Raw genomic sequence first — 11344 nt, 5'->3', positions numbered from 1 at the left:
CCTGCCTTGTCCATCAGTATGGCTTGCTGCCGATAATGCCCGCGCGCTCCATCTTGCGGTGGCAAGGCGGATAGTCCATCACGGCGTAGTGCTGGGTGGCGGTGTTGTCCCAGATCGCCACGCAGTCGGGTTCCCAGCGCCAGCGCACCTGGTATTCGGGGATATACGCCTGGCTGACCAGGTAGCGCAGCAGGTCGCCCGCGCCCGGATTGGCGTCCTGCCCAAAGCGCACCCGCCCAGGCGTGTGGTAGTTGGTGAAATGCGTGGTGAAGGCGTTCACATAGAGGATCTTCTCGCCGGTATCCGGGTGCGTGCGCACCACCGGGTGTTCCGCGTCGGGATACTGGGCCTTCAGCGCCAGGCGCTTCTCGATCGGCATCGCCGCGCCAAAAGAGGCCTCGATGCTGTGGCGCGCGCGCAGCTCGGCGATCTGCTCCTTGATGTACGCAGGCAGGCGCTGATAGGCAAGTGCCATATTGGCCCACATAGTGTCGCCGCCAACTGGCGGGCATTCCACGCAGCGCAGCACGGCGCCGAACTGCGGGGCTTCGCGCCAGGTGGCATCGGAGTGCCAGGCATTCTCGTAGCGGTCGTTGGGCTGGTCCGGGGTCTTGTAGATGCGGACCAGGCCCGGGTGCTCGGGATCGCTGCCGGCGACGGGATGGTCTTCCAGTTCGCCAAAGCGCCGGGCAAAGGCGACATGTTCGGCGCGGCTGAACTGCTGGTTGCGCAGGAACAGGACGCGATGCTCCAGCAGCAAGACGCGGATCTCGGCAAACAGGCCGTCGTCGCGAATCGCATCGGCCAGGTCGACACCTCTCAGTTCGGCGCCAAGCGCGCAGGTAGTTTGTTGGACTTGCATGGCGTTGCCTCAGATGACGAAGATCGAGGAGCCTGTGGTCTTGCGCGACTCCAGGTCCTGGTGTGCCTGCACCGCATCTTCCAGCGCATAGCGCTGGTGGATCTCGATGCGGATGCGGCCCGCGCCGACGTGATCGAACAGTTCGCCGGCCAGTTCGGCCTTTTCGGCCGGGTCGGCGATGTAGTCCGCCAGCGCAGGACGCGTCAGGAACAACGAGCCCTTCACTGCCAGCAGCACGGGGTCGAACGGAGGAATCGGGCCCGAGGCGGTGCCTACGCACACCATGGTGCCGCGCCGCCTGAGCGAATCCAGCGATGCCATGAAGGTCGACTTGCCCACGCTGTCGAACACCACCGACACGCCAACGCCATCGGTCAGCGCGCGCACCCGCTCCGCCACGTCTTCATGGCTGTAGTTGATGACATGATCGCAGCCATGCGCCCGCGCCACCTCGGCCTTGGCTTCGGAGGAAACCGTGCCGATCACGGTCAGGCCCAGCAGCTTGGCCCACTGCGAAACGATCAGACCCACGCCACCGGCCGCGGCGTGCAGCAGGATGCTGTCGCCCGCCTTGAAGGCGTGGATGCGGCGCATCAGGTAAGCCGAGGTCAGCCCGCGCATGGTCATGGCCGCCGCGGTCTCGAAGCTGATCGTCTCAGGCAGGCGGATCAGCGCTGCGGCGGGCACCAGGCGCGAGGTGCTGTACGCGCCCAGGGTATTGATGAAGCCGGTATAGGTCACGCGATCGCCGACGGCAAAACTGGTGACGTCCGGGCCGATTGCCTGCACAACGCCAGCTGCTTCCACGCCCATGCCCGAGGGCAGCGGCACGCGGTAAGTCCCGTTGCGGAAATACGTATCGGCATAGTTCAAGCCAACCGCCACGTGGCGGACGCGCACCTGGCCGGGGCCGGGGTCGCCCACTTCAGTGCTTTCATAGCGCAGCACTTCCGGCCCGCCGATCTCGTACATCCGAACAATTTTTTCCACAGCTTTGGTCTCCTGGGTCAAAGGCGGCGCGAGGTGCGCCGCGTATGGAGACCAATGTAGAACCGGGCCTGTCCCGGCGCTTTGCAACAGATTCCATCGACTTTGCATTTCATGCCAAGCGCCAGAGAAGCCGTGGCCAGCGGCCGGGTCTTACGCTGCCGCGGAGCGCCCGATGCGCTTTCCCAGGATCTGCGCAGTCGGCCCACCGTGGAACTGGCCGCTGCTTTCGTACACATGGCCTTTCACCATGCTGCGCAATTCTGCCGTTCCCCCGTCGACCAGCGAGTCGCCGGCAATCATTCCGGAGATAACTGCCCTGCCGCGCACAATGACATTGCCGACGCACATGCCAGTCATTTCGAGGCTGCCGGTTCCCCCGGCAACTGGCGTCTTGAGTGCGCGCGATCGTGGATTGGGCGGCGGGCTTTCCGGGGCGGTTTTGGGCCATTAGCGGGGCGCGACATGTGGCCAACACGTGTTCAACTGGCGCCGACTTCGTTCGTGAGCGACTTGCCGCTTTCGAACTCCGTCACGTTGCGCAAGGTTGTTTCGCATATGGTCGTCACGGCCTCGCGCGTGAGGAAGGCTTGGTGCCCGGTCACGATCACGTTAGGAAAGGTGATTAGCTGCTGCAGCACGGAGTCGTCGACGATGGTGCCGGACAGGTCGCGGAAGAACAGGTCCGCCTCCTGCTCGTACACGTCGATCGCCAGCCCGCCGAGTTGCCCGCTCCTGAGCGCTTCGATGACTGCTTCCGTGTCGATCAGCCCGCCGCGGCTAGTGTTGATGAGCAAGGCTCCCGGCTTGGCGCGCGACAGCGTTTCGGCGTTGATGATGTGATGGGTCTCGGGCGTGAGCGGGCAGTGCAGCGAGATGCAGTCCGCGCTTGCGCCGATTTCCTCCTCGTCCGCGTAGCGTCCGCCAAGGACCTCGAATTCCGGGGACGGGTACTTGTCGTAGCCGATCACGTTACAACCGAACCCGACCATGATTTTCGCAAACACGCGCCCGACCTTGCCGGTTCCGATCACGGCCACGGTCTTGCCGCACAGGTCGAAGCCCATCAGGCCTTCGAGCGAGAAATTGAAGTCCCGCGTGCGGTTGTAGGCCCGGTGGATCTTGCGGTTGACCGCCATCAGCAGGGCCGCCGCGTGCTCTGCGACCGCGTTGGGCGAGTAGTCGACAACGCGCACTACCTTGATGCCGAGCGCCTGCGCGGCTTTCAGGTCGACGTTGTTGAACCCCGTGCAGCGCAGCGCGACCAGCTTGGTGCCGCCGCGTCCGAGCGCTTCCAGCACGGTCGCATCGGCCCGGTCATTGACGAAGATGCACACTGCGCCGTGGCCCGCGGCGAGGCCCACCGTCTCACTGTCCAAGGGAACTTCGAAGTACTTGAGCTGATGGCCTTCGGCCGCATTCGCGGCATCGAGATGTTGACGATCGTAGGACTTTGCGCTGAAAACGGCGATTTCCATGATGTGTCTCCGCGGCGAATCGCATGGCGCGCTTCGCCCAGGTTGCCCTGCACTATCCGCCAGCCAGTGTGGCGGCGACCTGTACGAACAGGATTTTCACGATGGTCATTGACGGGAAGATCATCGAGTAGCCGAGGTCGGGCCGGTCGGTCGGCGCGACGCGGTTGGCAAAGGCAAGGATGGCGGGATTGCCGGTCGCGCCGCAGATCACGCCCACCGCCAGGTCGAACGGCAGCCTGAAGACCCAGAGGCAGAAAATCGCAGTAATCAGCAGCAGGGCAAGCAGGATCACCACGCCGTAGATCAGGAAGGACACCCCGGTCACGCCGATGGTGGCGAAGAACTTCGGCCCGGATGCAATGCCCACCTGTGCGAGGAAGATGGTCAGCCCGAAGTTGCGCAGGACCAGGTTGGCCGACAGCGGCATGGTCCACACGAACGGCCCGAGACGGCGCACCCGGCCGAGCACGAGGGCGACCAGCAGCAGCGCGGCGAGCCCCAGCGCCAGCGTGCCGACGCCGGGAATCGGCACCGGGATCAGCCCAACCAGCAGCCCGAGGGCCGCGCCGATGCCGATCGAGATAAAGCTCAGTTCGGCGGTGCCCTTGATGGAGTCGCCGAACAGCGCGCGAATCGGCTTCATGTGGGCGCGATTGACCAGCAGGCCGACGCGGTCACCGAACTCGAGGGTGAGGTCATCGCGGGGCATCAGGTCCGCATCGCCACGCCGCACATGGGCGATCGAGCAGACCATGCCTTCCGGAAAACGGATATCGCGCAGCGTGTGCCCGACCACGAGCCGGCTTGAGGCGAACACGCGCATATAGTCAAGGTCTTCGCGATGGCTCGTCATGCGGCCCGGCTGCAGTTCCCCGCACAGCGAGGTGGCTTCACGCAGCACGGCCGGGTCGGTGGCGGTCGCGAGCAGCACGTCGTTGGCCTGCAGGACCAGGTCGTCCGCGGACGGGTGGTTGTGGTGGGCGCGACGCACGGCGGCAATCGCCACCCCGTCCGGTAGGCGCGCTACCACCTCCGACAGCCGCACGCCGATAAACGCCGGGTTTGTCAGCGCAATCTCGGCGGTCTCGATCAGCTTTGGTGGCGGCCGCACGATATTCGGCTTGAGCAGCGCGGTGAGGGCATACAGAAACAGGATCGGTCCTGCCACCCCGACCGGGTACGCGACGCTGTAGCCCACCGCGGCGCCGTCGCTCTTCATCGCCGCCATCGCGGCCTGCAGGCTTGCCGTACTGGTGCCCGCGCCGGCGAACATGCCTAGCGACTCGTCCAGGTTCACGCCGACCAGCGGCACCAACGCAACCGCGACCAGTCCGGAGCCAATCACGCCAAGGACCGCAGCGGCGTTGGCCTTGATGCCCTCGGGGCTGGTCAGACCCTTAAAAAACTGCTCCCCGTACTGGATCCCAATGCCATAGAGAAAGAGCAGCAGCCCTAGGGTGCCAAGGATGGCAGGCGGCGCGGACTTCGGCGCGAACCCGCCGATCGCCAGCCCCACGAACAGCACCGCGCCCGAACCGAGCGACACGCCCTTGATATTGATCTCGCCGATGACATAGCCCAGTGCAACCGTGAGGAACAGCGTGAGCAGCGGCTGGGTTTCGAGCAATGTCCGGACTGCATCCATGGCAGCTCCTTTCTGATGGGCAGGAGCAAGGGAGCAGCGATAAGCAACTGCGCAGGGTCACGTGCGCACTGCGCGGACGGGGTTGACAGCCCTTGTTCCGGGCATGCGTTATCGAGTGCGGCTTGTATGAACCCGATCATCGTGACAGGCGCCGGCCGGCACGGCGGCAACTGCCGGAATGCCCCTCGAAAATATACGATGCGCCGCACGAATTCAAGAATTGAAGCGGCGTGGCAGCGGGGCTACTAAACCTCCCAACCCTCAGACCGTCCACCGCGGTAAAGCCCATGGTGCTGGCCACGCTGCGTCCCGCCAGCAGCGCGCACATGCTGCTGCCGTTACCGAGGTGGGCCACAACAGCGCGGCCCGCCGCCGCGCATGCCCTTGGCAGGACACTGGCGATGTACTGGTAGGACAGTCCATGGAAGCCGTAGCGCCTGATGCCTCGCGCGGTTACCTCCGCGGGCAATGCGAAGGCTTCTGCCTTAACTAGCTTTAAGTCACGTTGGGCGTGTCTCCTGTGCGCGGCTTTACTGAGGCAGGTCACTTGAACCGCAACCTGAGTACTTCAATTGCACGGAGTACCTGGGAGAGAGGTTCCATCAATGGTTTTCCCATGACAGAAATCGCTCGGGGTAGCGGCAACGCCCTCCCCGTTCAGCTCTCGGTCGAGGGGAAGTTTGCCGATTTTAGTGCAGCAAGAGCGAAACTCAGTCGAAAGTGCTGGAGTATTCGTCATAGCGGGAGAAGCCACGGCGGGTTGCTCAGGTGTCGGGCTGCTTTTGGCCACGGAGGGCTGGTCGAGTTGTTCGGATGCCGGGCCAATCTGTCTCGCTGGAGCAGTCGTCGCTGGCTGTCCGGTTGCTGGGACATTCCCCATCGCCGGACGAGCCCTTGCAGGTGGCTCGGGCTTCGGAACGATTTTTGTCGCGGAAGATGGCTGGATAGGTCGGTCTGCGTTCGGGACTGTCGACGCAGGAGAGACGCATTGGCCCATCTGGCAAATGCGCTCGCCTTTGCACTGCATGTCATATTCGCATCCAACTGCACCGGCGTGCGGCGCAGTCCCGAGGGCGATTGGCAGGGCGAGGAGCAAGCCTGGCGCTTTCATTTCCAGCTTCGCCTCCTTCTCTACGTTCGGTGATTGGCAGGCTGCTCGGCCCTGGCGCAAGCCAGACTTGGCTTTTTCGTAGTCTTAGGGGGCCATGTAAGGCGATGGCGTCCTATATCGCACGACGATGCGACCCACGAATGCTCATTCCGACGGAGGGCGACACCCCTAGTATGGAATGTTCAAACAGTGAGCGCCACCCAAGCTGCTCGACTCCATTGCCGGAACGAGAGCAAGCATGCCACTGAGTGCGGTTACGCCGGGGTTCCGGCCGGACCAGGGCGGCGCCATACCGCATCCGATGTCGTCTCGCAGCAAGGGCTTCAGAGCCAGGCGATCTGCGGCGACACGCCGGAACGGGTCTTTTGTCGAGGATGGCAACGAATAGCGCGCCAAGGGATGGCTGGATATTATCGAGAATGCCGTCCAGGCGACATCAAAGGGAGCGTGAGCGGCATCCGCCGGCGCAGGCACGGTGTCGCTAACGGCACACAGGCCACGGGGAGTGTACGGGGCGCTACCAGCGGGCAACGCTGACGCAGCGCACGCGCGTGTCAGAAAACGGCCGGAATCTGCAGCGGGGCGCGTCTGCTTTCCCGTAAGTTTTAGTCCGGCTTAATCCCGGCGCGCGAGGACGCACGCACCTGGCACCTACTCTCGCCGCGTTAAAGCGCAAGCGTCACCACGCGCAGCGTGGCATCGTCTGGACACGCTGAATCGGAAAATCCAAACCGTTTAGCCAGTCGCCGCATCGCGGTATTCGACGACAAAACATACCCTTCCATGCATTGATAGCCGCGGCTCCGAGCGATGTCGATCAGTGTACCCAGCAGTCGGCTGGCCAGGCCGAGCCGATGCCAGTTATCGGCGACAGTCACCGCAAACTCGCAGGTATCGCTGCCCGGCGCCGCGGCGTAGCGTGCTCCCCCCACAATAGACGACACCTTGTTTTCCGTGGCAAGCGCTACCAGCGCAAACTCGCGCTCAATCGACGGATGCGTCGCTTGTTCGAGCATCGCTTCCGGCAGTTGTTGCATGGCAGCCATAAATCTGGCGTAGCGCGCATCGGCAGAAAGCCTGTTGAATGCCGCCAACAGGCCGACCTTGTCGTCTTCGGTAATTTCCCGCACCAGTACTTCCCGTCCATCGCACAGGGGCACGTTGAACGGCACGAAGTTTGTCGCGTCAGACTTGTCTTGCATGGCAACGGTTTCGAGAGGAATGAAAGCGAGTTCGTTGAATGGACCCTCGCAGCATTTGATAGTAGCTGATCCGGCGCGGCAGCAGCTGGCGCGTTATCCCACGATCAGGCTGGTCGGTGCCCGGGCCGACAGCCTCTCCGGCGCCATCGACCATTTCTCCGTCGTCACTGGCGATAGCGAAAGCCTTGGGGCGCGCCGCCTGATCCTGAGCTATGGCGTCGCCGACCAGATGCCTGATGTTCCGGGCTTTGCCGAAAGACTCTCTCCGACTCCCCCCTCACAGCGGTTGGCATTGGCCACTTTGCTGCATACGCCTTCCGGGATCTCCGGTCTAGAATTGCTGATGAGATCAGCACACGCCTGTCCGATCAGCCATGCATGAAGGGTCGTCGGCAGGTGGCCAAACGTAGCAGCCAGGGGGAGCGATGGGGTCGGCAGGGAGATCCGGCATGCGTCTTGGACGCTATGCAATCGCGGCCGTAGCCGTCTTCGTCGGCCTGGTCATCTTCGGGCTCTTGGCAGACATCCTTGTCGAATGGCTGTGGTTTTCCTCGATCGGCTACGGCAGCGTCTTCCGGGTCGTCCTTTCCGCTCAGGCGCTGCTGTTTATTGCCGTGTTTGCGATCTCGGCAGGCACCATATGGTTGGCAGGGTGGCTGGCGCATCAGTATGCAGGTAGCTCCCACGCCCTGGCATCGCACGGCTTTCTTTCCGGAAGGCCACAATTCATTGGCGAGCCCGGCGACCTCATGGCGCGCATTCCCTGGGGAGCCAGCATTGCCGGGGCCGCTCTGCTCCTCGGACTGGTCATCGCAGGGAGCAAAATCCCGCAATGGGACATGGCCCTTCGCTTTCTGCATCAAGTGCCTTTCGGCGAGCCGGACCCGATCTTCGGCAAGGACCTCGGCTTCTATCTCTTCTCTTTGCCCGTCTATATTGCGCTGAAGAATGGGCTGCAACTACTGTTGCTCTGCAGCACGGCCATTTCAGGTGTGATCTATTGGGTGCGCGGCGACATCGCGGTCGCGCCGCCAACCCCGCGGCTCTCTCCCGCCGCTGCGGTTCATGGCTCTGTACTTCTTGGCCTGTTCTTCGTGCTGAAGGCCTGGTCCTATTGGCTCGATCGCTATCTGCTGCTTTACGGCGATAACGGCGTCGTGGTTGGCGCAAGCTATACCGACATACACGTCGAACTGCCGGTCCTTTGGCTGCTTATTGGACTTGCCATCGCCGCAGCCATCGGATCGTTCGCCAATGTACGCCTGCGCGACTATCGAGTCCCCGCCGTCGCGGCCCTCCTGGTGTTTGGCGGCTCATTTCTGCTTGCCACGATCTACCCGGCGCTGTTCCAGCGATTCTATGTCAAGCCAAACGAACTGGAACTGGAAGCCCCTTATATCGCGCAAAATATCGCACTCACCCGCAGGGCCTATGGCCTTGAGCAAATCACGGTCAAGCCATTCCCGGTCGAGCAGGGGCTGAATCTCGGCTCGATCCAGTCCAACCGCGCGACCATCGACAATGTCCGCCTGTGGGATGTGGGGCCGCTGCTGGATACCTATGCACAGTTGCAGGAGATCAGGACCTACTACAAATTCCTCTCGTTGGATATCGACCGCTACCGGCTTGATATCGGCTACCGACAGGTGATGCTGTCCGCCCGTGAACTGGAGCAAGCGAAGCTTCCGGCGAATGCCAGGACCTGGGTGAACCTGCACCTGCTGTTCACCCATGGCAGCGGCATCGTGATGTCGCCGGTCAACGAAAAATCGACGGAAGGGCTGCCTTCCCTCTATCTGCGCGATATTCCACCGGTCGCCAGTGGCGGCCCGCTCATCCAGGAACCGCGCATCTACTTCGGTGAAGGCCGTCACGACTATGTCGTCGTGAACGGCAGTGTGCCGGAATTCGACTACCCAACCGGAAAAAACAATACCTACACGGTCTACAAGGGGCGCGACGGCATTGCCATCGGCAGCATTGCGGAGCGCGCCCTCTTCGCCTGGCAGTTCGGCGATCCCAACATCCTGCTTACCGGATACGTCACGGACAAAAGCCGGATCCTGATCCACCGCAACATCCAGGACCGGGTGCACACAATCGCCCCATTTCTGAGTCTGGACCAGGATCCATATATCGTCGCGAGCGGCGGGCGACTTTACTGGATGCAGGATGCCTATACCACCAGTCGCTGGTTCCCCTACGCCCAGCCAGGTTTCGGCGCCGATTCGAACTACATCCGCAATGCAGTCAAGGCGGTGATCGATGCGTATGACGGCACCGTCGATCTCTATGTCAGTGAGCCAGCCGACCCAATCCTGCGAACGTACCAGCGCATCTTTCCCGGTATGTTCAAGCCTCTGGCAGCCATGCCGGCGGACCTGCAGCAGCATATCCGCTATCCCGAGGACCTGTTCCGGATCCAGGCAAAACTCTACGGCGCCTACCATATGGACGCGCCCGAAGTGTTCTACAACCGCGAAGATCTTTGGCAGTTCCCGCGGGCGCTGGCCGGTATCGACAGCGGAAACGCCCCCGGCGCGCCAATGTCGCTCATGGCGCCTTACTACATGATCATGCAGCTCCCCGGTGAACCACAGGCCGAGTTCATCCTTATGTTGCCAATGGTGCCAAGTCAACGCGACAACATGATCGCCTGGCTAGCGGCACGTTGCGATCCGCCTGAGTATGGCAAGCTTGTCGTCTACGCTTTCCCCAAGGAAAAACTGGTCTACGGTCCCTTCCAGATCGAGGCGCGCATCCAGCAGAATACCGAGATCTCGCAACAGATCTCGCTGTGGAACCAAATGGGTTCCCGCGTCATCCGCGGCCATCTTATGGTGGTGCCGATCGGGAATTCGATCCTGTATTTGTCCCCGCTCTACCTGCGCGCTGCGTCCGGCCAGTTGCCCGAACTGAAACGGGTCATCGGTGCCTATGGTGATCGTGTGGTGATGGAGAATACGTTGGACGAAACCATCGCGGCGCTCTTCAAGGAGGCCGGTCCCACGGCTTCACCTGCCGGTGGTTCAACGGACGCGCGCGCCCTAGACGCTCTCGCACATTATGGCCGCGCCATTGAGCACCTGAAGGCAGGAGACTGGAGCGGCTTCGGCTCAGAACTCGATGCACTCAAATCGCTGCTCGAAGAGCTTGGTGCCGCCCGCCCCGAGGATCGAAGGTGACCTTCTTCTGGCAGGCCAAAGTCCCGTAGCGGCCAGTTTCGGACCTCCAGTTTGGGCTACCGTTGCCTGTTGATTCCGTTTTCCGCTCTGGCTCCGGTTCACCCAACGACAAACTCTTCTGCCGACGATCCAATCCAGTATCCGCTCATGTTCGATATAGAGCTGGCATTGTTGAGTCCAGGCAGCCAGGGGAAAGACTTGCAGAGACGGCTTGGTGATACCTGCGTGTTTGAGGATCGATTTGGACCGAGTCTGCATGCTGGGAGCCAGGGTTGAGAATAAGTGCAAATACACTACGCACCAGACACTGGCTCTTACATAGTTGCTTACTTATCATCCACGAGCCCGTCGCGACTGGTGATCCTCGCGCCATCGGTGAACACGTCTCGGCTGTCCACGACTCTCGCGCCATCTGAGTAGACGTCAAACTTTGCGCCTCCATCGGAGAATGGATCTCGGGGCCCCATGATGCTCGCGCCATCCGTATATACATCTCGCGCCCCGATGCCGGCATAGGCCAGGCTGGAACCAAGCGCCGCACTCGCGCCAGCTAGCAGAATAAGCGTCTTTACCATTTCTTCACCTCCTACTTAAGCGGTTGCAAGGGCACCGCAGCGAATTCTTTTCGCTCCAGTGTGAAGGCATTGCTCGTACGACTGCAATGTATGCCCGGACGGTTCGTGAATGAATAGGGCTTGCTTCCGAAAAAGGGCTAGGGGAATGCCCTATTAGGAGGGTTCACGGAAACTTCTCGAAGTTGTTGAAGAACACATGCCCCAGCAGCAGCGTTCTGACATAGATTGATAGGACTCTTTGCATAGCGATGGATCTGTCCGGCTACACGTTGCACGAATTCGGTGCAGTATCGTGACTC

The 11344-nt window shown here is 62.0% G+C and carries 8 protein-coding genes and 2 pseudogenes; 3 read left to right on the top strand and 7 right to left on the bottom strand.

Annotated elements, in window-relative coordinates; genetic code table 11:
- Positions 1 to 13 precede the first annotated feature (13 nt).
- From E5S69_RS29335 to E5S69_RS32530, 6 genes and pseudogenes are all read right to left on the bottom strand, one after another.
- The gene (locus tag E5S69_RS29335; RefSeq protein WP_171517938.1) at positions 14 to 862 is read right to left on the bottom strand and encodes a TauD/TfdA dioxygenase family protein; all 849 of its coding nucleotides are present in this window, start codon (positions 860 to 862) and stop codon (positions 14 to 16) included.
- 9 nt (positions 863 to 871) lie between these two features.
- Positions 872 to 1852 (bottom strand): NADPH:quinone reductase, encoded by a 981-nt coding sequence (locus E5S69_RS29330; RefSeq protein WP_171517937.1) that lies wholly within the window; start codon positions 1850 to 1852, stop codon positions 872 to 874.
- Between the two features lie 150 nt (positions 1853 to 2002).
- Positions 2003 to 2200, bottom strand: coding sequence for a hypothetical protein (locus E5S69_RS29325; protein ID WP_171517936.1), 198 nt, complete (start codon positions 2198 to 2200; stop codon positions 2003 to 2005).
- 131 nt (positions 2201 to 2331) lie between these two features.
- Positions 2332 to 3327, bottom strand: a complete 996-nt coding sequence (locus tag E5S69_RS29320) for a 2-hydroxyacid dehydrogenase (RefSeq protein WP_171517935.1) — start codon at positions 3325 to 3327, stop codon at positions 2332 to 2334.
- Between the two features lie 52 nt (positions 3328 to 3379).
- On the bottom strand, positions 3380 to 4972 hold the full coding sequence (locus tag E5S69_RS29315; protein WP_171517934.1) for an aspartate:alanine exchanger family transporter: 1593 nt from the start codon (positions 4970 to 4972) through the stop codon (positions 3380 to 3382).
- A 253-nt stretch (positions 4973 to 5225) separates the two neighbouring features.
- A pseudogene (locus E5S69_RS32530) lies at positions 5226 to 5522 on the bottom strand (acetate/propionate family kinase); the annotation flags it as partial.
- Positions 5523 to 5960: 438 nt separating this feature from the next.
- Here E5S69_RS32530 and E5S69_RS29305 point away from each other — a divergent pair.
- On the top strand, positions 5961 to 6116 hold the full coding sequence (locus E5S69_RS29305) for a hypothetical protein (RefSeq protein ID WP_171517932.1): 156 nt from the start codon (positions 5961 to 5963) through the stop codon (positions 6114 to 6116).
- 632 nt (positions 6117 to 6748) lie between these two features.
- Here the strand turns inward: E5S69_RS29305 and E5S69_RS29300 are convergent.
- Positions 6749 to 7285, bottom strand: coding sequence for a GNAT family N-acetyltransferase (locus E5S69_RS29300; RefSeq protein ID WP_171517931.1), 537 nt, complete (start codon positions 7283 to 7285; stop codon positions 6749 to 6751).
- Positions 7286 to 7358: 73 nt separating this feature from the next.
- On the opposite strand from E5S69_RS29300, the pseudogene E5S69_RS29295 reads away from it, so the two are divergent.
- Positions 7359 to 7541: pseudogene (locus E5S69_RS29295) on the top strand (NAD(P)/FAD-dependent oxidoreductase); the annotation flags it as partial.
- 193 nt (positions 7542 to 7734) lie between these two features.
- Positions 7735 to 10470: a UPF0182 family protein gene (locus tag E5S69_RS29290; RefSeq protein WP_236901473.1), complete on the top strand. Its 2736-nt coding sequence runs from the start codon at positions 7735 to 7737 to the stop codon at positions 10468 to 10470.
- The last annotated feature ends 874 nt before the right edge of the window (positions 10471 to 11344 follow it).

This window comes from Cupriavidus necator (assembly GCF_013141915.1).
In the GTDB taxonomy this organism is placed as follows: Bacteria; Pseudomonadota; Gammaproteobacteria; order Burkholderiales; family Burkholderiaceae; genus Cupriavidus; species Cupriavidus necator_B.
The sequence above is the reverse complement of the archived record's forward strand: the minus strand, read 5'-3'. Positions and strand labels throughout refer to the sequence as shown.

Coding starts and splice junctions, on each gene's coding strand:
- E5S69_RS29335 (WP_171517938.1), bottom strand. CDS start 862: ATGCAAGTCCAACAAACTACCTGCGCGCTTGGCGCCGAACTGAGAGGT.
- E5S69_RS29325 (WP_171517936.1), bottom strand. CDS start 2,200: ATGTGCGTCGGCAATGTCATTGTGCGCGGCAGGGCAGTTATCTCCGGA.
- E5S69_RS29320 (WP_171517935.1), bottom strand. CDS start 3,327: ATGGAAATCGCCGTTTTCAGCGCAAAGTCCTACGATCGTCAACATCTC.
- E5S69_RS29315 (WP_171517934.1), bottom strand. CDS start 4,972: ATGGATGCAGTCCGGACATTGCTCGAAACCCAGCCGCTGCTCACGCTG.
- E5S69_RS29300 (WP_171517931.1), bottom strand. CDS start 7,285: ATGCAAGACAAGTCTGACGCGACAAACTTCGTGCCGTTCAACGTGCCC.
- E5S69_RS29290 (WP_236901473.1), top strand. CDS start 7,735: ATGCGTCTTGGACGCTATGCAATCGCGGCCGTAGCCGTCTTCGTCGGC.